The organism is Paenibacillus sp. TSM33 (genome assembly GCF_056099025.1).
On record NZ_JBLZXB010000017.1, the window covers coordinates 1,238,339 to 1,260,386 of the forward strand.

At 44.1% G+C, this 22,048-nt stretch carries 19 protein-coding genes and 3 pseudogenes; 7 read left to right on the forward strand and 15 right to left on the reverse strand.

Going from position 1 to position 22,048, the window contains the following annotated elements:
* Positions 1-48: 48 nt before the first annotated feature.
* From ACN6NF_RS17505 to ACN6NF_RS17525, 5 genes and pseudogenes are all read right to left on the reverse strand, one after another.
* Positions 49-336 (reverse strand): hypothetical protein, encoded by a 288-nt coding sequence (locus ACN6NF_RS17505; protein WP_474318799.1) that lies wholly within the window; start codon positions 334-336, stop codon positions 49-51.
* Positions 337-349: 13 nt separating this feature from the next.
* Positions 350-834: pseudogene (locus ACN6NF_RS17510) on the reverse strand (methylated-DNA--[protein]-cysteine S-methyltransferase).
* A 311-nt stretch (positions 835-1,145) separates the two neighbouring features.
* Positions 1,146-1,292 carry a hypothetical protein gene (locus ACN6NF_RS17515; protein WP_235193573.1) on the reverse strand — a complete coding sequence of 49 codons (147 nt, stop codon included), beginning with the start codon at positions 1,290-1,292 and terminating at the stop codon, positions 1,146-1,148.
* Between the two features lie 106 nt (positions 1,293-1,398).
* Positions 1,399-2,433, reverse strand: a pseudogene (locus ACN6NF_RS17520) (glycosyl hydrolase); the annotation flags it as partial.
* A 1,341-nt stretch (positions 2,434-3,774) separates the two neighbouring features.
* Positions 3,775-3,977, reverse strand: a pseudogene (locus ACN6NF_RS17525) (isocitrate lyase/phosphoenolpyruvate mutase family protein); the annotation flags it as partial.
* A 346-nt stretch (positions 3,978-4,323) separates the two neighbouring features.
* Between ACN6NF_RS17525 and ACN6NF_RS17530 the strand changes: the two are divergent.
* A complete protein-coding gene (locus ACN6NF_RS17530) occupies positions 4,324-5,325 on the forward strand; it encodes a chitosanase (RefSeq protein ID WP_474318801.1) in 1,002 nt (333 codons plus the stop codon).
* A gap of 231 nt (positions 5,326-5,556) precedes the next feature.
* Here the strand turns inward: ACN6NF_RS17530 and ACN6NF_RS17535 are convergent, their stop codons facing one another.
* Positions 5,557-5,928: a hypothetical protein gene (locus ACN6NF_RS17535; protein ID WP_025365517.1), complete on the reverse strand. Its 372-nt coding sequence runs from the start codon at positions 5,926-5,928 to the stop codon at positions 5,557-5,559.
* Positions 5,929-6,110: 182 nt separating this feature from the next.
* Between ACN6NF_RS17535 and ACN6NF_RS17540 the strand changes: the two genes are divergently transcribed.
* Positions 6,111-6,290: a hypothetical protein gene (locus tag ACN6NF_RS17540; protein WP_474318802.1), complete on the forward strand. Its 180-nt coding sequence runs from the start codon at positions 6,111-6,113 to the stop codon at positions 6,288-6,290.
* A gap of 90 nt (positions 6,291-6,380) precedes the next feature.
* Complete coding sequence (locus ACN6NF_RS17545; RefSeq protein ID WP_474318803.1) at positions 6,381-7,190, forward strand: GNAT family N-acetyltransferase; 810 nt, start codon at positions 6,381-6,383, stop codon at positions 7,188-7,190.
* A gap of 99 nt (positions 7,191-7,289) precedes the next feature.
* Here ACN6NF_RS17545 and ACN6NF_RS17550 read toward each other — a convergent pair whose 3' ends face one another.
* From ACN6NF_RS17550 to ACN6NF_RS17560, 3 genes are all read right to left on the reverse strand, one after another.
* Positions 7,290-8,462 carry an MFS transporter gene (locus ACN6NF_RS17550; protein ID WP_474318804.1) on the reverse strand — a complete coding sequence of 391 codons (1,173 nt, stop codon included), beginning with the start codon at positions 8,460-8,462 and terminating at the stop codon, positions 7,290-7,292.
* Between the two features lie 70 nt (positions 8,463-8,532).
* Positions 8,533-8,811: an ArsR/SmtB family transcription factor gene (locus ACN6NF_RS17555; RefSeq protein WP_257126170.1), complete on the reverse strand. Its 279-nt coding sequence runs from the start codon at positions 8,809-8,811 to the stop codon at positions 8,533-8,535.
* A gap of 167 nt (positions 8,812-8,978) precedes the next feature.
* Entirely contained in the window at positions 8,979-9,716 is a 738-nt protein-coding gene (locus tag ACN6NF_RS17560) for an SDR family oxidoreductase (protein WP_474318805.1), read from the reverse strand.
* 193 nt (positions 9,717-9,909) lie between these two features.
* Here ACN6NF_RS17560 and ACN6NF_RS17565 point away from each other — a divergent pair, with 193 nt between their 5' ends.
* The gene (locus tag ACN6NF_RS17565) at positions 9,910-10,839 is read left to right on the forward strand and encodes an AraC family transcriptional regulator (RefSeq protein ID WP_474318806.1); all 930 of its coding nucleotides are present in this window, start codon (positions 9,910-9,912) and stop codon (positions 10,837-10,839) included.
* A gap of 97 nt (positions 10,840-10,936) precedes the next feature.
* On the opposite strand, the gene ACN6NF_RS17570 is transcribed toward ACN6NF_RS17565, so the two are convergent.
* Positions 10,937-11,572 (reverse strand): hypothetical protein, encoded by a 636-nt coding sequence (locus tag ACN6NF_RS17570; protein ID WP_474318807.1) that lies wholly within the window; start codon positions 11,570-11,572, stop codon positions 10,937-10,939.
* An 87-nt stretch (positions 11,573-11,659) separates the two neighbouring features.
* Positions 11,660-12,697: a LacI family DNA-binding transcriptional regulator gene (locus tag ACN6NF_RS17575; protein ID WP_013372419.1), complete on the reverse strand. Its 1,038-nt coding sequence runs from the start codon at positions 12,695-12,697 to the stop codon at positions 11,660-11,662.
* Between the two features lie 341 nt (positions 12,698-13,038).
* Between ACN6NF_RS17575 and ACN6NF_RS17580 the strand changes: the two genes are divergently transcribed.
* Positions 13,039-14,091, forward strand: a complete 1,053-nt coding sequence (locus ACN6NF_RS17580) for a 2,3-butanediol dehydrogenase (RefSeq protein WP_474318808.1) — start codon at positions 13,039-13,041, stop codon at positions 14,089-14,091.
* A gap of 117 nt (positions 14,092-14,208) precedes the next feature.
* Here the strand turns inward: ACN6NF_RS17580 and ACN6NF_RS17585 are convergent, their stop codons facing one another.
* Positions 14,209-16,203, reverse strand: coding sequence for an ABC transporter substrate-binding protein (locus ACN6NF_RS17585; protein ID WP_474318809.1), 1,995 nt, complete (start codon positions 16,201-16,203; stop codon positions 14,209-14,211).
* Positions 16,204-16,475: 272 nt separating this feature from the next.
* Between ACN6NF_RS17585 and ACN6NF_RS17590 the strand changes: the two genes are divergently transcribed.
* A complete protein-coding gene (locus ACN6NF_RS17590) occupies positions 16,476-17,819 on the forward strand; it encodes an amino acid permease (RefSeq protein ID WP_013372423.1) in 1,344 nt (447 codons plus the stop codon).
* Positions 17,820-17,826: 7 nt separating this feature from the next.
* Entirely contained in the window at positions 17,827-18,984 is a 1,158-nt protein-coding gene (locus tag ACN6NF_RS17595) for a VanZ family protein (protein WP_474318811.1), read from the forward strand.
* Positions 18,985-19,127: 143 nt separating this feature from the next.
* Here ACN6NF_RS17595 and ACN6NF_RS17600 read toward each other — a convergent pair whose 3' ends face one another.
* The 3 genes from ACN6NF_RS17600 to gdhA all read right to left on the reverse strand — a co-directional run bounded on the left by ACN6NF_RS17600 (position 19,128) and on the right by gdhA (position 21,884).
* Complete coding sequence (locus tag ACN6NF_RS17600) at positions 19,128-19,781, reverse strand: nitroreductase family protein (RefSeq protein ID WP_025679299.1); 654 nt, start codon at positions 19,779-19,781, stop codon at positions 19,128-19,130.
* 50 nt (positions 19,782-19,831) lie between these two features.
* Positions 19,832-20,224 (reverse strand): MarR family winged helix-turn-helix transcriptional regulator, encoded by a 393-nt coding sequence (locus ACN6NF_RS17605; protein ID WP_290403903.1) that lies wholly within the window; start codon positions 20,222-20,224, stop codon positions 19,832-19,834.
* A gap of 283 nt (positions 20,225-20,507) precedes the next feature.
* Complete coding sequence (gene gdhA, locus ACN6NF_RS17610) at positions 20,508-21,884, reverse strand: NADP-specific glutamate dehydrogenase (RefSeq protein WP_016821831.1); 1,377 nt, start codon at positions 21,882-21,884, stop codon at positions 20,508-20,510.
* Positions 21,885-22,048 lie beyond the last annotated feature (164 nt).

The window sequence follows — 22,048 nt, forward strand, 5'->3', positions numbered from 1 at the left end:
TGACTGGGGTTTGGACGTGTTCATATGTATTTCCTCGAATTAGTAGATTTAACGCGGCATACGCAGAATGGCTGCCTTCAGTGCCTTGATCCCTTCTTCGCTTTTTAAATAATCTGACGGTGTTTCGTGATCAAGTGCGGGAACCTTTCGATCCATCCAAGTCAGCAAATATTCGCCCATGTCGGACAGCAACACAATCTGAATCTCCTTTGGAATTTCACTTTTGGCTACCTTTGCCCTTATCGCCGGATCTACCTGATCATATCGCTCCTGATAGATCTGAACCATGTTAGCCCAGCTTTCCGGCTTATACTCTTTTAGGTATGTCTCTCTCATCCATGAACCCTCCTTATGATCTCAGACAGCGCTTCTCATGCTGGAGCAACCATTCTTTTCTCCATAGGCCCCCTGCATAGCCAGTTAGTTTCTGATTTGATCCGATAATTCGGTGACATGGAATCACAACGCTCAGCTTATTTTTGCCATTCGCACTGCCAACAGCTCGGATTGCTTTTTCGTTTCCAATAGCGAGAGCAATATCTTTATAAGCTGTCGTTGTACCGTAACCCACGGTCACCAGCGCATTCCATACTTTTTGCTGGAAGTCCGTACCTTCAAAAGCATAAGGAAACGAAAATTCAAAGCGCTCACCTTTAAAATACTCGTCAAGCTGGCTGGCGCATTCTCTAATACTTGGATTGGAGCTTCTTCTGTAAGCATCGTTAAAGGCTCATTCCGATTAGAGAACATAATGGAATAGACAGCCTCGTTGGTGCCCCGTATCTCTATCTCTCCAATCGGCGATACATAATTCAATGCGTATAGCTTGCTCATCAAGGATATCCACCTTCCTTTTCTAATCCTTATTCAAATTCCTATACTCACTAGGAGATGAAAATATATGTTGATTTCACGCCCAGAGTTCATATTGGGAAAATATACGCCAAGCTTATGATTATGTCTACTGGTCTGTGATTAATATATTACATTTTATATAAATCGTCGCGCTTATTATCTTCGTTACAACAGGATAAGCAAAACCCACACTATCGGAAACCCTTGTCAACTCAAGGGTTCTTGAAATTCCTTATGCCGTTGGCAGCGTAAAATGAACGGGAGGAACGAAGAACGGTGCGTATTGGCTCTTAGGCGGACGCTCTTCCCGCTATTAAACCATGTTGCATGAGCCTATTTCCCTGCTCTGCCTCTCTTCTCACCAAATCGGAAGCCAGCCTCCTTGCTACAGATGCCCAGGCTTGTTCAAACAAGCCTTTAGAGTTTAACCAGTTCATGAAAAAAAGGGCGTTTTGGAATTACTCCAGAAACACCCTTGCTATCAATTCGTTTAAGTATACATTTTATTCAAGCAACGTATCAGAAAAATTGGTTTTAACACCGTTAATTGTTTTGGCCGTAATGATCTACATCCGGTAGCTCATCGAGCGTGATTACATTTGGATGGTTGAACACTTTGTTCAAATGCTCCCGGCTGTTGTTTACGCCATCGGTCAGGAACTCTCCTGTCCAGGTAGTGAACCAGCTCCAGTTTGTTCCGTCACTGGAGAGCAAATCCGGATCCGGGATTGCGCCGTTCTCGGTTAATGCGACCAGCTTCTGGTCGTTCACAAGCGAGACGAGGGCGTCATATTTGTCAGTGACTGGTCTATAGTCGCCCGCAGACGGATAATGATCCGTACTCACGATGTCTACAACATCGTTTCCGGGATACCACTCCGGTGCGCTAGAATTCCAGATCCAAATCAAATTGTTCAGACCATGCACGTTCGTTAAGCGATCATACACCAGGTGGTAAAGTTTCTTTGACGGCTCCGGACCTTTCGCGCCCCACCAGAACCATCCCCCTTCCGCTTCATGCAACGGTCGGAAGAGCACGGGGATTTTCGCATCTTTTAGCTTTTGAAGCTGTGCCGCAATGGCATCGATATCCCGTAAAATAAGTTTATAATCCTCGGATTCCGGGTGATTCAACGCGTAGTCAACGTCGAAAGTGGTGGAATCCCCGAAGAATCCCTTGTACCACTCTTTACCGGGCTGGTCAATTAAACCCTTCGGCGCGTTCCAATGCCATACGACGGTGACAATACCGCCTTGGCTGTGCCAATCGATCGCATTCTCGATCTCGGAGGAGGAAGCGCCGTGCTCGACTCGAGACGGTGAATAATCCATCAGGTCGAATCCGACAATGGCTGGCTTTTTACCAATCGCGTCCTGCATCCAACTAATGTTAGAACTGTTCTGCTGACCGGATAGCATACTCTTGCCGTATTGATTGACAAGATAGCTCATCAACGATTTGGCTTCAGGCGAAGCGCTGGGATTAACGAGTGTCTTGCTAACCTGATGCTCCTTAGTGACCGTCAATTTTTGAAATTGGGCCGCCCCCACGTTCAGAACCCCTGATCCTGCTTCATACACAGCTTCAGACACGGTAACCGGTTCTTCGGATGCATGGGCAAAATAGTTGGTATTGCTCTCTGCACCTGCCATCATTGGTAGCGAGAATAATAACGCTGCCCCGGTCAGGGCGCTGATCAAACTCTTCGTTTTTTTTAATGAATTCATATTAGTTATCCTCCTAATGTTTATATGCTGCTGTCTGTTATCGCAAGATAAGGTCTGTTATGTGAGAAACAGGAAGTTATCTCAAAGAACCTAATCCTACGGTCTCAAGTATTTATATTCTGTTTTAGCCCCCTTTTTTTGTGCATAACATAATCCATTTTTCTAGTACACTACCTTCTCTCCTAAGTTTCCGGCTGGTTGACTAAACCCATCAATCGCAACGTACATTATTTTTTTGCTTAGCGAGTTGATCCCATCTTCCTATATGAAAAGGCTTTTTTGGCGAATCCTCAATTATATCGTCATCAAGGAAAAAAATTGAAATAGTTCTATTTGAGTGAAAATTATTTCATATAACAATGAGCTATCAATTCCTGCAAAGAGTGGTAGAGGCTAAGTGTGTGATAAAGAGAATATTGTCGATTCATTTTTATGAATCTTTAATTCACCCTTATGAATTTTGATTTAAATTATTGTTATTCTTGTACTATATAGAGGATTCATACTCACACACATGTTAAAAATGAATCAGTTTACTTCTTCCACGCAGCTCGAGGATGAACAGATCAAAATGAAGATAGCGAATGCTGTAAAGAGGTAAGAGGAATCTACGATTATCGGGCGAGTCAAAGCATGGATCAAGAATACGCTTGGTGAACGAGATGAGGATTTAAGCTGTCATACGTAAGAAAAATCCTTATTACGCTAATTCATATTTAATGGACAGAAAAACTATCTGACATCAAAGACCTGTATAACAACGTGATTATCGCCTATTAGATCAACTGTAGAAATGACTTGAAATTACTTTAGCTATTTTCAAATTATCTAATTAACGTTTATTCATAAAAAACTAATATTCGCTTCATAAATTACGTTATCGGACTCAGGTTGCTTAAATATTGCTTTTTTTATTATTGTTAACTTGATAGGGATCAGTTCATAAAGAGAGTTCTCTTTTTAACATGAATATTCAGAACAGCTCATTTATTAAGCAGTTTTTTTGTTACCCAAGTTATAGCTGCCGAACATTCCGTCCTCTCTATAGTTCATACTTATCCAGTTCAGGATTTTACAAAATTCTCATATAAATGTGATGTATTTTGAAGGTTAATTAACTGTTCCGCATTCTTTTGTAAAGCAACTATTATCCTATCAGAAAACGCATTTCCAAAGCTAAACCGTTTGACCCCGAATGATGCTTACATGCTGGTCAAAATCAATAAGTTCTCCATCTGAAAACCCAAGCGTATTGGCAATTCCCCAACTTGTCGTACCTATCGCCTTAAAGCCTGCTTTTTCCAGAGCCAGGGCGATAGCAAATCCCAAGCATTCCCTAGAAATAAGATCTCCCCTGATGTATGTAAATCATTAGATTCTTGTATTTTGTTCAATTTATAACCTTCTGGTAGATGATGTATCTCATGTTATCAAGAGGTTGTATTGGTTTCGTCCTCATTCTTGCATTTATGGTCTGCGTTAATCTAATTAAAAATAGAAGATTTAGGTCTATGTATCTAGTTGTAATTCACAAATTTGGAATAAAAATGGTTATTCAAGCGCTGTTCTATCCTATATTTCTTATCTATAATCTTACTAAATCAATTCGAGTTAGATGCTATTCTACGCTAAGGTTTAAAAGTGCCTTGGTGTTGCTACTTACTACTGACACAGCATCACTTTTTCTAGATGTAACATTTCTTTTAGCCTTTCACAATTACATTATTAAGGAGGAGCTATATGTTTAAAATCAGCAATAAACTTATTTCCCATAAAACGAAGTTTTTTATGATATTGTTAAGCTTTTCTGTAATCGCCTCATTCTCTAGCTTGTGCGGCCCCTCGCCTGCCAAGGCTCTTGCTGAAGAAAACGGAACTCCATTACAGGAAACAACCGAAACACATATACAGCAAATCCCCACCACCAGCGAGGATACTACTAGCCAAACAGCGGTTACAACTATTGATCATGATGCTAATTTCTCACCTTCAACACTTCAGTTTCTGAAGGACAATACAGGACTCGACGGTGAGCAGTGGGATAATATTATGAAGCTAGTGAACAAGCCAGAGCAGGATTCTTTAAAATGGACTGAATTCTATGGCTATGCTGAAGATATCGGCGATGATCGTGGATACACCATTGGTATTTTCGGAGCAACAACAGGCGGTTCCAATGACACGGGACCAGATGGCCCCGCCTTATTCAAAGCTTTTGATGCTGCTAGTGGAGCTAGCAATCCTTCTATTACAGGTGGACTAGCACGTGCTGGACTGAAGGGTAAAATGAGTGGTTCGATTCTAAAGCTCAGCGATAGCGATAGTGTAATCAAAAAGAAGATCAAGGCTCTCCAAAACAATGAAGCTTGGAGAGAAGCCACGTGGCGTACGTTCTACGACACCTATATCGAATATAGTGTACAGCAAGCTAAGAAACGCGGATTTAATACTGCTCTGACGATTGGATCATTTGTCGACACAGCTCTGAATCAAGGTGCTATGGGTGATTACGGTAGTCTTGAAGGAGTCCTCTCCCGTTCTGGCAATAGCACGAATGAAAAGACGTTCATGACCAACTTCTATGCTAAACGTACATTGGTTGTCGATACTAATGATTATAACCAACCTCCTAATGGTAAGAATCGGGTGAAACAATGGAGTTCTCTTTTAGCTTCTGGCGAAACCGATCTTAAGGACGCAGATGCAGCTATAATCAAAGTAACTAATTGGGAAATGCAGTGAATAAATAACATATACGTATTAAGGAGAGCATGTCGTATGCCCTCCTTATTTTATTTTCATGCAAATTTAGTTAGTGATGCAAACTAGCAACGTCCCATCCTCCCATGCAGTTCCTCTCATCATTCTATTATGTAGGTCGCGTGTACAAATAGAAAGACTGCTCTTGAAGCCCAAAACTTGCAAGCTCCTGAAGCAGTCTTGTAGAATGTTTATTGTGTCGAATGGATTCTGTTAGATGATCCGATAGCCGGATGGCAGTCTGCCAGTACTGCGGATATTACGGATTTGCTGCAACGTCAAACGTTGATTGGTAGAGATAATAGATTCCACATCATTCCCGCGAATCAGATCATCCAGGTCGGCGATGCTGCGATTGCCTCTATACACACGGAAGTTACCTCTAAACCGCGTGCCAGTAAAGAGTACAAGTGTAGCATTGCTGCTGGTAGAAAAGAAACGCAGACTTTCGATGCCGTCGAGAATATTATCGGTGTTGCGGATACCTAGGTTTCCTCTGAATACTCTTCGAGAACCCCGAAAATTTTCTTCATTGTAGACTGTAAGGCGTGGATACGTTTGAGATACGTATGCTTTATTAGTCATGTTGTAATTCCTCCTTTCAACTCTAGCGTATGCTTCCCATTTCATTTGGCGCGGGCTTCACAGTATCCATCTAAAAATGGTTATATGTTGAATAGAGTAGACGCAGACTTGAAAAAGGAACATACGTTCTGTATAATTTATCTTAGTAATTTGGAAAATCCTGAACTAACGGAGATGCAGACATGGACGATAAATTTATTGAGGAACTACGTGAAATTAGCAGGAACGACAAGCGAAGATCCGAATTTCTCATTAAAGGGATGAAGGAAACGCTTCAGGAAAGAAAAGAAAAAAACTTTATCGAAAGATGGATTTGGCGACAAAAGAATAAGAAGCTTATAGCGCAGAAGTTTAAATCCTAGGAGATACAGCAGCAGCTCTTTGTAGCAGTTTAATTTTCATAGCATAAACAAATACGTTAGATCAAACCTCATTTTTAGGGAGGCAGAGCCATGATTGAGCAGCTAGTCCCATACGATGATCTATTAAATCACAATCCATTTTTGATTGATGAAGTTCGATATAATTTGCTTCATCGAATATGTGAATCAGAAGAATCCACATGCCTTAAAATATCTGATGGAAATATGATTTTCGCTCAATCACCCGGACATAAGGCTTGGCTATGGATTTCGCAGCAAATCATCGGCAACCATAAATTAACCTATATCGAAGAACTCTTACATTATTTAGAAGGAACCAACCTATCCGGTGTATGTGGTGATGTCGAAACAGCCGAGAAGTTCGCACATGCTTACGCCGAGCGGCATACTGCTCAGGTACATACTCATATGGTTATGGAATCTTATTTCTGTCCTGAATACAACAAACCTACCGGCGTTGAGGGGATTATACGACAAGCCACTTCAGAGGACGTACAGGTAGTTGCCCAGCTTCTAGCAGGTTTTTCAAAAGATGCTTTAGGCCGTTCAGTTGATCCGACTAGTCAAATATCAGCTGCGAAGGCAGCGATCAAGACAGAGAATTTATATCTTTGGATTGTAAATAGTATGCCCGTGTCCATGGCTAACATTGCTCATCGTTCTCCGAGGCATGGCCGTATTAATGCTGTTTATACTCCCCCTACCTGGCAGAAAAAAGGTTTTGCCAGCGCAATTGTATCAGGGTTATGTTCCATTTTAAAAAATGAGCAGCTAACCCCCATGCTTTACGCAGATGTAAAAAATTCAGTTTCCAATCAAGTTTATAAAAATATCGGTTTTAAGGAAGGCGGCAAAATCACGGATATTGCGTTTGAATAAACGCTCATGCTGCATGAGAGCATATGATACTCTTTCAAATCAAAGGAGGCGCAATGTCACCTTCATCACAGGGCCTCCCTCTTCACTTACCTATACTCTTTATTCCGTAACACCCACTTGCGTGTGAACTGAGGATTTTCGCGAAAGTAAATAGACAGCTACAATCGCGATGACGACACCAGTTGCTCCAAACCAAGTGATGGAGGCCAGCGAAACCTGACCAACAACTACACCGCCAATTCCGGCTCCGGCTGCCATAGCAAGCTGCATGGTAGACTGGTTGAGACTCAGCATCACACCGGAAGATTCCGGTACGAGAGTGACCAAGTTATATTGTTGAGTAGGTCCGGTTGTCCAGGCTGCGAACGACCACAGCATCAGCAAGACAAATACTGCACCTAGAGAATGAGCGGCGACAGGAAGTAAAAGCAAGGAAAAGACATGCAGCACCATGCCCACGAATAATGTAAAGGAAATACCCTTTTTATCTGCGCTGTATCCACCGACTTTCGACCCGATCAGGCTGGCGATTCCGAAGGCAAGTAATACTGAGCTTAGCATATTGTCCCCTACACCTGATACATTCAGTAAGTATGGTGAAATGTAAGTATACGCGAGGGAATAACCCCCTCCCCAAAAGAAGGTAATCGCCAATCCCAAAGCAACTTCAGGCTTTTTCAGAAGAGCAAACTGCTGTAGTAAGGGGATCGGCTGATCTCCCTTCAAGCGAGGGATTGTCATAGCAATAACGATCAAGGCAACAATCCCTGCTAACGCAATGCCGAGAAATACGGTTTTCCAGCCATAAGCAGAAGATATCATTCTTCCAAGCGGCACTCCGATAATCAGCGAAGCTGTAAATCCCATCGTGACTGTAGCAATAGAACTGGCCTGCTTGCCGGCTGTGGCAATTTTTGCTGCAATGCTCAGCGCTGTAACCACGACCACCCCCGCCCCGAGAGCCATAAGAATACGCGTAGCAATAAACATCCCAAAATCCGGCAGTGCAAAGGATAGGACATTGGCAACTGCAAATAATCCAAGGGAACACAAGAGCAGTTTGCGTCTGTCCCATTTAGCCGTTACTGCCATCAGGATTGGCGTGCCAATCGCATAGGCCAGAGAATAAACGGTAATCAACTGACCTGCCGCCGCTACTGTAATTCCCATCGTCGCCGAAATCTGATCCAAAATGCCAGCAATGATATATTGAGATGTACCTACCAAAAAACTGACAATGGCCAAAATATATACTTTCCATGTACTTTGCATTTCCTAGTAACGCCTCTTTCCTTTTCCTATTTTTATATTTTTGCAAATATCGAAATTAAGACTAAAAAAATTATGTGATCAGAAATGGAGCATATTTCTGTGCTGCTTCCACATCCAGGCTATAATAAATAAACGTCCCTTCTTTACGGAATGTGAGTAGCCCAGACTCTGCCATTTGCTTCAAATGATGCGATAGCGTAGAAATAGCAACACTGTTCAGCTTTTCACCAAGTCTAGAACAACATTGGTCACTTTCCTCTTTTAACAAAAGTGCTATTTTGAGACGAGTCGGTTCTCCAAGGGCTTTATATATTTTTACAGCTTGCTGCATCTCTGTTGTATCCTTCACCCTGTTTGTCTCCCTTCGGTTCCAGTCCTAATTTCGATGTTTGTCGAAATAAAATTAACACAAACATTGGTAAAAGTAAACCCGCATAAAATAATCCCCTATCCATAAAGGATAGAGGACCAAACAATCTGAATGCAAAGATAAACTACGGATTTCATTTCATGGCGTTAATTCGTGCTTGCCGTGGGTCTGACAATAATTTCATTCACATCTACATCTGCAGGCTGCTCCATGGCATACATAATGGAACGAGCAATGGCATCCGGCGAAATCGAAATACGGCGGTATTCTTTCATTCCCTGCCGGGCTTCCTCATCAGAAATACTGTCGGCGAGCTCGGATTCGGTTACTCCCGGTGATACCAGCGTTACACGAATATCCCCACCAACCTCCATACGCAACCCCTCAGAAATCGCCCGAACCGCATACTTTGTTGCGCAGTATACTGCTGCAGTCGGCGTTACACTATACGCGCCAATAGAAGCAATATTGATAAACTGACCAAATCCTTGTTTTTTCATGATGGGAAGCCCTGCCGCGATCCCATGCAAAACGCCTCGTATATTAACATCGATCATGCGGTCCCATTCTTCTACCTTCAGGGCTTCCAATTTTGAAAGAGGCATCACTCCTGCATTGTTCACAATGACATCCACACGCCCAAATCGCTTTTCAGCGTACTTGATAAACGCTTTCATCTGCTCCCTTTGAGTCACATCCAGTTGCAGATAATCAGCCGATCCCCCTTTTAAACGAATTTCGGAGGCAAGAGCCTCCAGTCGTTCTGTTCGTCTGGCCCCTAATACAACATGGGCCCCATGTTGAGCAAGTAAACGAGCAGTAGCTTTACCGATTCCACTGCTTGCTCCTGTAATAGCTGCAACTTTCCCTTTAATATCTAACATGCTTATTCCTCCTTTAGTTAAGAAATTATTGAAGAGACGCTTTCACTTTTCACATGTTTATTGAGCATTGTTTCTACATCTTTATTATGAGACGATGGTGATTGGGGATGGTAGAAGAATCAGAGCAAATTATTGCCTAATCCTCCAAAGACACTTAATATGAATTCAAATCCATATCGAAGGGAGGGGCATAGTGAAAGCAACCGAAATTGAGAGTTCTACCACGGAAAAGCAAGCCGAATTGACCAGTCTCATAGAACAATTTACAAGTCACGACGGAGTTCACGCTACAGATATCCCTTCACTTTACTTCGTCCGAAGTTCGAATACCACCGTTCCGATTTATCAGGTCCATGAACCCGCCTTATGCATTGTGGCTCAGGGAAAAAAAGTCGTGATACTCGCAGAGGAAAGTTACTATTACGGCACATCCGACTACCTTGTGGTTTCGGTGGATTTACCAATTTCCGGACAGGTGATACAAGCCTCAGCAGAAGCCCCGTACTTGTGCCTCCGGCTCAATTTTGATCCGCATCAGGTTTTGGATCTCATCAAGGAGTCTACTTTTCCTACTACCTCAATACCTGATTCCAGACGAGGCTTGTATGTAAGTCAAACCAACTCCCTACTGCTGGATGCCGTGGTAAGGCTCGTACATCTTTTGGAAAGACCGCAGGATATTCCGGTGCTGTCTCCATTAGTCATTCGTGAGATATTGTATAGGATTTTACAGGGGAAGCAGGGGGAATCCTTAAAACAACTGGTCATGACTGGCAGCCATTCAAGCCGGATCGCAGAAGTCATAAAGCGAATTAAACAAGATTATGATAAGCCGTTGCGAATTGAGGAATTGTCCCAACTGGCTAGTATGAGTCCTTCGTCGCTACATCGTCATTTTAAAGAGGTTACGGCTATGAGCCCCATGCAATATCAAAAACAATTACGTTTGCAAGAAGCTCGTCGCCTGTTGTTATCTGAATCAGCAGATGCGGCAGATGTCGGTTTTCAGGTAGGCTACGAGAGCCCCTCTCAATTCAGTCGTGAATACGCTCGCTTGTTCGGCCTGCCTCCAATTCGTGATATCAAGCGCTTGCGTGTAGACCAGGATCACCTCCAATCATAATCGCAGGATGTACAAACAGCACAAAAAAGCTGCCTCGGGTAGAGAAGCAGCTTTTCATTTTATATACTTCGAGGCAAAGCTCATCACTCATTCAGCTTTAGTACGGATTATCCAGCTTGGCGAACAGAGCACGAATAACATCCTTCTCTGCCGCAGTAAGCTGTTGTCCTGCCTGCCATTGTTGAATCTCTTTCTTGACTTCATTAGGGTCTCTATAGCTGAGAGCATACCCGATGCCCCCTATACCATGTACACGGTTGGTTTTGTCCATATTTGCCAATGCTCGGATCATCGCAGCTTTGTCCCTTGTAAACAAATCTCCCATAAGTGCATTATAGCTTTCAGTCAGCGCTCCGTCCAAGCCATCAGTGCCCTTGATCACATTGAGGAAACTTTCCGAAGGAATCAAAGCACGCTGCTTATACAAATATTCGATAATTTCCATGCTTTGATGTTCACTGATTTCGTTCATCTTCCCCCAATCAATACCTGCCAATTGGTCCGTAATGTGACGTACCTTTGCTTCATCACTGAGGGATGAATCCTTATAAAAGGACAGCACGAGCTCCTCTTTACTTTGCTGGGTATGCTGCGTACTGGTAGTACTTTGCTTGGACACCTCATTGCTTGCTCCAGACGGCGCCGCAGGGTCAGCATGGGGAGTACACCCTATGGTTACAGCCAGCAATAGTATAGTACAAGCTACAGAAACAAACACGCTACCTTTTGACACGAATCCACTCTCCTATCCACACCTTTTACACCTGCGACCGCTCATCTATTGGTATGACGGAGCAGGATTCAGATCTAGACTTATCTTCTACTCGTCACGCCCAACCGTAGGCTTACGGATCACAGAGACGCTGGATTCCCTGACGATCAAACGAGGCTCGAACTGTACACGCTCATAATCTCCCACGGTCTGGTCCTGAATTCGCTTAAGCAGCAGTTCCGCAGCCAGGCGTGCCACCTCTTCCCCCATGATAGAAACTGAGCTGATCTGTGGGGTCGTTACGGTCGCCCACAAATTGTTGTCAATACCAACCACTGCAACCTCTTGCGGTACTTTTACACCCAAATCCTTAAAGCGGTTTACGATTCCTATGGCCACCATATCATTAACTGCATAAATGGCATCCGGCATATTTTTCAAGCTGTAAAAATAATCGGCTGCCCGTAGCCCAGTCTCGAAGGAAAAGTCATCGCCAAAATACACCAGTGAAGGGTCCACATGCTGGAGAGACTGCTCATAAGCAAAGTATCTCTCTTCGATTTTATCCTTCGCTGCACCTGCATAAGCAATTCTCGTTCTCCCGATTTTAAGCAAATGCTCCATCACAAGTCTTCCCTCTTGCCGAGCCAAACTGACGATATCCGCTTTAACGTCTTCACCCAGCTTCTTGCCATAGTTAATAATCGACACCGGAACGCTGGCTTTATTAATCAGATCAACCAACATTTTGGGATACGCCAGCGGCATAATGATGAGCCCGTCTACATGCAGCTTCTTAACCTCACGCACTGTTTCAAGCTCCATTCTGGCATTCCCGGCAGTATTGATCTGCACAACACGATAACCGTGCTGCTTGGCAGCCTGTTCTACAGACCAAGCAATCTCAGGAATGATGGCGTTCCGGATATCCGGTACAGCCAGCGCAATTTGCCGTGTCTGCCGCACCTTTAAACTCTGAGCTGAGGTATTGGGCGTAAAACCCATTTCTTCAATCACTTGCAAAATAAATGCTTTCGTCTTGGGGCTGATGCCCTCACTATCATTAATAGCCCTAGAGACAGTCGCAATACCGACCCCTGCTCGCTTGGCTACATCCTCTATAGTTACTTTCTTTTGCTCTGACACACCCAAAATCCTTTCACGCTCGGAATCGTTTTCTATCTATGCACATAAACTCTCTAATATAGATATTATACCACAGAATAGTTCTCTAAAAATTGAATTCGTTTTCTTCTAGCCTCTGCTTCACTTGCAAAATTCGCAAAAATTCTTTTGTACTAAGCAATGAGTCAAATATAGCGCCATAGTCACAAGTGATTATATTCACAAAAAAATCAAGTGCTTTTTGCATTAATTTGGTTTGACAATGTGTAAAAATTGTGACATATTATTTTTCGGAAACGTTTCCTAATTCATTCACTTTTATAGCGGCAATGATCATATAATCATCAAGGAGATGACAAAACATGCAAGCATTGAGATGGCATGGAGTAAAAGATTTACGTTTGGAAAACATTGAGCAGCCCGCTGCTCTTCCCGGAAAAGTAAAAATCAAAGTCGAATGGTGTGGTATTTGCGGAAGTGATCTCCACGAATATGTAGCAGGACCGATCTTCATTCCTGAAAATGCTCAGCATCCATTGACTGGTGAAAAAGCTCCGGTCGTGATGGGACATGAATTTTCTGGACAAGTCGTTGAAATCGGTGAAGGCGTAACCAAAATTCAGGTTGGCGACCGTGTAGTCGTTGAACCCGTTTTTGCATGTGGAGAATGTGATGCATGTAAACAAGGCAAATATAACCTTTGCGATAAAATGGGCTTCCTCGGTTTGGCAGGCGGCGGCGGTGGATTTTCTGAATATGTGGCTGCTGACGAGCACATGGTTCACAAAATTCCAGAAAGCGTATCTTTCGAGCAAGGCGCTTTGGTAGAGCCTTCGGCCGTTGCTTTGTATGCTGTACGTCAAAGCCAGCTGAAAGTCGGCGATAAAGCTGTCGTATTTGGCGCTGGTCCTATTGGATTGCTCGTGATTGAAGCGTTGAAAGCTTCGGGCGCATCTGAGATTTATGCAGTAGAGCTTTCCGAAGAGCGTAAAGCTAAAGCTGAAGAGCTGGGTGCTATCGTGCTTGATCCTAAGACTTATGACGTAGTGAAAGAGCTGCACAAACGGACCAACGGTGGCGTAGATGTAGCCTATGAAGTCACTGGAGTACCTCCTGTGCTGACTCAAGCTATTGAATCCACTAAAATCAGCGGACAAATCATGATCGTCAGCATTTTTGAAAAAGAAGCTCCGATTAAACCGAACAATATCGTCATGAAAGAACGCAATCTGACTGGTATTATCGGATACCGTGATGTATTCCCGGCTGTCATCAGCTTGATGGAAAAAGGATATTTCCCTGCTGACAAACTTGTGACCAAACGTATTAAGCTCGAAGAAGTGATCGAGCAAGGCTTTGAAGGTCTCCTGAAAGAGAAAAATCAGGTTAAAATCCTGGTATCTCCGCAATCCTAATATCGAAAATAAATCAGATGTCTGCCCTTTGCAGGCATCTTTTTATATAAAAAAACGCTCTCCTTCCTGCGACATACTGTCGTCAAGATGAGCAGCGTTTTTTGATTACCGTTTTGCTTATTTCATTACATTTTTCAGAACATCGTCAATCATTTGACTGTTTGCGATTGTACCTGTATACAACCAGCTGGAATCCTTACCAAAATCGTATACGTGCCCTTCTTTAACTGCCGGTATTCCTGCCCAGACTGGATCTTTAATAATCTCATCCTTGCTCACTTTTTTGCTGTTCACGATAAAGATATAATCAGCGTCCAGCTCAGCCAGTTTTTCCAGGGATAAGTTACTCCAGTTCGCCTTGGCTGTTTTGGAAATCTCCTGTACGACCTGTGGAATCTTAAATCCCAAATCCTTGTACAATACATCACCGCTGGATAGATTCTGATTCACCACATATACGTTTTTATCCGTTACCCACAATGCCGCAGCGGTTTTTTGTCCTACCGTCTGACTTAGCTTGGCTTTCGCTTCTGCTGCTTTTTTGTCGTAATCGCTCAATGCCTGCTTCGCTTCACTGCTCTTATTCAGCACCTCACCCACGGTCAGCAGCTCTTGGCGCCAATCATTATTCATATTACTACCTACAACATAGGTCGGAGCAATTTTGGAGTATTGATCATATTTGTCACCTTCGACCATACTCGCACTGTCCATAATGATCAGATCAGGTTTGAAGTTCAGAACCGCCTCGAACGGAAGATCTGAAGCGATGGCAGGAACATCCTTCAATTCTTTTTGCAGGTAAGCTTGAACTGAATTTTTACCTACCGACCATTGGGCTACCGGTTTAACACCCAACGTTACCAGATGATCCTCCAGATAAGAAGCGAGCACACGCTGAGGCTGAGGCGGAACCTTCACCTCATGCCCAAGTGCATCCTTCAGCACCCTTTCCTGTGATGTTGGTTCCGCTGATGTATTATTGTTCCCTTGCGAAGCGCCATCGGTTGCCGCAGGACTGGATGAGCCTGAGCACGCGCTCAGCAGCAAGGTAAAACTAAGCAATAAAATAAATGCCATGGAATGCTTTGCGTTTCTATTCATTCGTAAAATCCCTTCATCATGGTTTTGATAATGATTATTATCCTCAATAATAGTATGCAGGGCGCCACCTATCGAATCAATGGAACATTCAGACATGCTTGATGGATTATCCAGACGCTTATCACTAACAAAAGCAGATGAATATAAGCTGTCCCGATAATGAACCGGGGATACGCCAGTATGTTTTTTGAATGCCCGGCTAAAGAAATAGACATCCGAATACCCCACACTCACAGCAATATCCTGTAAAGTGGCATCCGTCTTCCGCAAAAGCTCCTTCGCCTTGTCCATCCGTAGTTGAATCAGATACATAATCGGGCTACAGTCTGTTTGTTTTTTAAATAATCGGGTCAGGTGTCGCGGACTGCATTCCAATAATCCGGCCAGACGTTCCAGCGTGATGGACTCCGCATAATGAGCCTGCATAAATCGAATCGCCTGTGCCACGACATCCCGCGTGGAAGTCCGAGCCTGTGGTTCCTGCAATTGACGCATACATTCATATGCAAAATCATAGAACCGACCCTGAGCCTGAATCTTCGCTAACGCCTCTTGATCCTGCCAGGCGTCTGCCAGTAGTTGCAGCTTTTGATAAAGTATAACCGGATAGGACGGTCTGAAACCATAAGCTATCGAAGGATGATTGTACACCGTGTTTCCCGAAAAAGAGTTTACTTTATATAGAACAAGAATATATTCGATCCCGCATGACGCGGGCTTTATGCTCAGTTCAAAACCTTTGCTGCCATGCAGTACATACCCTGAATAGGATTCATCCTCCCAATCACCAGCCAAGCGTACGCTACCTTGTAGCATAAACACAAAAGCATGGGCTGGGAGACGATAGGGTTGAACCAGCTCTTCCGCTTCCAGTCGAATGTGCCGGACATCCATGACACGGATCGACGAATGAAGCCATACGGACAGCAGCTTGTTCAGCTCATCAGCTTCATGCCCCTTGCTCATCCCGGTATGGGAACCTGTCTGCTTTTGCCGATCCTGCTTCACGTATCCAAGCCTCCGCTTCTTAAATATCATACTTTTTTTCAAACCAACCTCATTATATATCATAAAGACAGAATGATATCATAATACAACAATCGTCAACGATATCATTCTACCTCTGTTCACCAGTTTGTCCCCTATCTATGTCATTCTTCCTACCAGATCCTATTTCTTTCATTTCCTAATTGGATATTTTCATGTAGTATAAGTCTAATTGAAGTAACCCTGCTTGGGCTATGCTGAAGCTATACACTATGATGAAGGAGGATTTCATATTGAAATCAAATGAAGCAACTTTACACAAAAAGCTTCGACCACGGCATATTACCTTTATGGCTATGGGTGGAGTCATCGGGACGGGTATTTTTAAAGGAAGTACCGAGACGATTAGCCTGGCAGGACCTGGAGTTATTTTGTCCTATGTCTTCGCAGGACTCCTGCTCCTGGTCGTTATGGGCGCGATTGCCGAGATGGCTACCGTCTATCCCAACATGAATATGAAGGATTTTATTCGCAAGGCTTTTGGAGAGCGACTTTCTTTTATTATCGGCTGGTTGTATTGCTTCATGTGGCTGGCCGTCTGTGTCATTGAGGTCATTGCTGCTGGAAGCTTTCTGCAATATTGGTTGCCAGATGTTCCTCTATGGCTCCTCAGTTTAGCAAGTGCGGCTTTCATTATTGTCGTCAACATGCTGAGTGTCGGCGGTTTAGGGGAGCTGGAATTTTGGCTGGCGGGTATTAAGATCGCCATGATTATTATCTTTATCGCCTTGGGTGGCTGTATACTATTCGGAATTATTCCCACTGAAACTCCACCTTATCTGAGCAACTACGCGCAGCACGGCGGGTTTCTCCCCAATGGCTGGCTGGCTATCTTTTCGGCGTTGCTGGTCGTTACCTTTTCTTACGGAGGGTCTGAGCTGATCGGATTGACGTTGACGGAGACTGAAAATCCAGAAAAGGTACTGCCTAAAGTGGTTAAAAGTTTTATTCTTCGCGTTGTTTTGTTCTATACGCTGCCAATTCTTATTATTTGTGGCTTGATTCCCTGGAACCAATTGGATGCAAGTACCAGCCCGTTTGTACAGGTATTGTCTTCTGTAGGGCTTCAAGGCTCAGCTCATGTCATGAACTTTATTCTGATCACTGCTGTACTGTCTGCCGCCAATTCGGGAATTTACGGGGCTACACGCATGCTCCATTCGCTGGCGATTAATGGAGAAGGTCCCAAGTCACTCGCGCGCCTGTCTTCAAATGGAGTTCCGGTGAACAGTCTCAAACTGTGCGCAGTCATCCTGATTGTTGGCTCCATGGTCGCATACGTCGCTCAGGACGGGCTGTTCCGTATTTTGATGGCTGTACCTGGCTTTGTCGTACTGCTTGTCTGGAGCTGTATCTGCCTGTCCCAATTGAAACTGCGCAAATCTTATCCAGTAGAACCTACTTTCAAGATATGGGGATACCCTTATATAACGGCGGTAACAGTGGGATGCCTATGGGTCATTGCCTTCCTGTTCTTGATTGACCCGCAAAATCGGATCAGCATCAGTGTATGCGTGGCTTTTATGGCATTTTTAATCATCTGGTCTTTGGTGAAGTTCCGGAGAAAGCAGGCTTAAACAGCTCATGATTCAATCGTATCTGTTTCCAGTTTCATATGCTTTTCTAGCCTTCCCTGTTGCTGCGTTACTGTTTACACTACCATTTCTCATCGTGCAATATCGCAGACATGGCTATATTCACAAGGCTAGAGCGTGGTTGCTTTACTTGATGCTGTTATACTTGATGAACGCCTTCTTTTTGGTCATACTACCGCTTCCAGCATCGCGTCATAATGCAGCCTTGGCCGGGGGAGCGTTGCAATTGATGCCCTTGCAGTTCGTGCAAGACATTATAAGAGAAACATCCGTTTCACCTGCTCATCCCTCCAGTTATGTTCATTTGCTGAAGGAGCGTGCTTTTCTGCAAGTGGTTTTTAACGTGATGATGACCATGCCTTTCGGTATGTTCTTACGTTATTATTTCCGTGCACGATGGAGATGGTGTCTCATTCTGTCCTTCACCTTGTCCCTCTTTTTTGAGGTGACACAGTTGACAGGATTGTATGGATTTTTTGACCATGCGTATCGTGTGTTTGACGTGGATGATCTGATGGCTAACACATTGGGCGGTATGCTGGGCTTTCTGCTCGGCGAATGGTTCTCACGCTTCCTTCCCCGTTTGGAACATCTGGACAAGCACTTGGACATTACGACCAAACGGGTGTCCTATACGAGACGAGGAGTAGCCTATTTAGTGGATTCTATCCTTTGGGCAGGGTTGCTCAGCATTATGGAGTCCATGCATGTATCTGCTGCTTTCTGGGTTTCCAGTGGAATTTACTTTATGGTGGTTCCTTACCTGACGAATGGACGAACTCCGGGGAAGTGGCTGGTACGCATTCATCTTACAGGGAGAGGAAAAAGAGTTTCCCTGTGGGAGCTCATTAAGCGCTACAGTCTCTTGTATTGGTTGTATTTTGGACTGAATTACGTACTAGGTGGATCTGTACTGGGATCTCATCTGTCTCCTTGGATAAGTGTTCTGATCAGCCTTGTGCTGTTGGTGATGAACGGATGGTTCTTTTTCCATCTAGTCATACGCCTATTCAAGAAAGGCCTGTTATTTTATGAGGAGCTTAGCCATACTTCGCACCAGATTATATGGCCCAAGCGCTACCATCCTACTCAGAATGACCCCGCTGACCCAACACAGACGTCGGGAGCGAATATAGTACAAAAATAACCAGAGGATCGACACGTCATCAAGCCCCGGATCTACATTGCATCCAGGCAAATAAAAAACAGGTGAGAGCAAAGGGATGTCCTTGCTCCACCTGTTTTTTTATGTTGCTTATATTTTATGTTGCGTATAGATGTTAACTCAACTTATTTCCACTGTGCAATTTGATCAATTGGTAGACGTGTGGACGGATGACCCTCGTTGATTCCTTTACCCATCGAAATGAGCATAACAGGGACATAACGGTCTTTGTCCATACCAAAGGCCTCAGCAATTTTATCCTTTTCATAACCGCCGATAGCATTAGTGTCGTACCCATGAGCACGTGCCACCAGCATAAGCTGCATAGACACCAATCCACCGTCAATCAGGACCGTTTCTCTGTTCACAACTGGATCAAGGGCAGCAAAATGGGCTGTTACCTTTTCCTGTTGCATTTCTTTAATATCTTGTGGCATATAGCCCAGTTCTACAGCTTCTCCGAAGATTTGTTCGAAATTATCAAAGTTGTTCAGATCCCCAAACACAGCGATCACTGCCGAGGAGGTCTCCACTTGACGTTGGTTAAAACGAGCCAATGGCGCCAGGGTTGCTTTACCTTCTGGGCTATCAATAACAAGGAAACGCCAAGGTTGCAGATTAATGGAGGATGGTGCGCGTGTAGCTTCCGTTAGAATCTCTGTCATTTCCTCGCGGCTAATCTTCACGGACGGATCGTATACTTTTACCGAACGGCGTCCCAATGCGATTTCTTTAAAATCATTCGTTTTTACAATATTGGATGTATTCGTATTACTCATTCCAATCTCTCCTTTGTACCGCTGTGGGTAATTGTAATATGACAATGTTGTCAGTCCATACTGGATATATGACTGTTCATCACTTGCAGCATATCCGCTAGCTGCTGCCGCTGAGTTTCGTCAAAGCTTTGTAGCAGCTGAGCTACAAACTGCGAGCGCTCCTGCTTAAAGATGACAATACGCGCACGTCCATACTCGGTCAGGCTTACCAAGGTAACCCTGTTGTCCTCTGGCTTCGTGCGTCGTGTGACCATTCCTGTCGCTTCCAGTTGCTTCAAATGACGCGTAACGGCTGCAGCGTCAATGCCAACCTCTTTTTGCAGCAGCGTTTGACTAATCTCCTCCACTTGATACAGCTTGCATAATAGCTGCAATCTGGATGCGCTGACTCCTGCACACCGCTCGAACTTGGAGCTAATCTGCTTGTTCAGTAGCAGCAGCATATCAAAAATATACTCAGCCTCGGATGGTGTCTGGGTGATATCAATCTCTCCTCCCTTTAGCATATCGCTGGGCCTCGTGATCCAACCTTTGATCCATCAATTATTGATCTATCAAGTAATATACATCCTCTTTAGCAATAAATCAAGTCCCTGAGAAAAATAAAGTGCCTCATGCCAAATAAAAGCTGAGCGACTCACACGGAGCCGCTCAGCTTCAATTTTGCTTTTATTAGCTAGTTTATTCAATCATTGTACAATGGAGAAAAGGAATTGTGACGTTGAGTTAGATAATTCCGTGAGACAGCATAGCATCAGCCACACGCACAAATCCGGCGATGTTCGCTCCGACCACCAGATTGCCTGGCACGCCGTATTCCTCAGCCGCCTTCACGCTGTTAGCATAGATATTTTTCATAATATCATGGAGTTTGGCATCCACTTCTTCAAAGGTCCATGACAGGCGCATACTGTTCTGCGACATTTCGAGCGCCGAAACTGCCACTCCACCTGCATTAGCAGCTTTGGCTGGTCCAAACAGAACTCTGTTCTCCAAAAATACTTCAATAGCCTGTAGCGAGGACGGCATATTCGCACCTTCACCTATAGCTTTTACGCCATTGCTTACCAGCAACTGCGCTGCATGCTCGTCAATTTCATTTTGTGTCGCACATGGCAATGCAATGTCGCATGGGATTGACCAGATCCCCGAGCAGCCTTCTGTATAGATTGCGCCTGGACGCTCTTTCGTATACTCGCTAATCCGCAGACGATTCACTTCTTTAAGCTGCTTCACCAGCTTGAGATCAATACCGTCTGGATCATAAACATAACCATTCGAGTCGCTACACGCCACGACTGTAGCACCAAGCTGCTGTGCTTTTTCAATCGCATAAATGGATACGTTGCCCGAGCCCGACACGACGACACGTTGTCCTTCAAAGGACAAACCTTGGGCTTGCAGCATCTCGTTGACAAAATACACACAACCATAACCAGTTGCCTCCGTACGTGTGAGACTGCCTCCGTAATGAATCCCTTTACCCGTCAGGACGCCGCCCTCATGTCCTCCGCGAATCCGCTTGTACTGCCCAAACATGTAACCGATCTCACGGCCACCTACGCCAATATCCCCTGCCGGAACGTCGGCATCTGGGCCGATATATTTATACAGCTCGGTCATAAAGCTTTGTGTAAAACGCATCACTTCGTTATCTGATTTACCTTTGGGGTCAAAATCCGAACCGCCTTTACCACCACCGATGGGAAGACCCGTCAACGCATTTTTGAAAATTTGTTCAAAACCCAAAAATTTGACGATACCCAGATACACGGACGGATGGAAACGGAGTCCACCTTTATAAGGACCAATCGCACTATTAAACTGTACGCGGAAGCCACGGTTGACCTGTACATTGCCTGCATCGTCTACCCAAGGTACACGGAAGGTAATGACACGCTCTGGCTCCACCAACCGTTCCAAAAGCCCCTGCTGCATATACTTAGGATGCTTAGCCAATACCGGAATTAGCGAATCCAAAATTTCTTTGACGGCCTGATGAAATTCATTCTCATGAGGATTACGCGCGATAACCTTCTCAAAAACGGACTGCACATATTCAGCTGCTGCTTGTTGACTCTGCTCTGGACGGATCATGGTCATTATTTAATACACCCCTTTTATAATTAGCCCCTCTGTTAAATGACGGAATGACTTTATTCTGCACCCTTGAGAGTGGAACTTTATGTATTCATAAAATTTAGTTAACTATACATGATTTTTTATATAAATACATCCAATTCGCCTATAAAAGATTTTTGTATCCT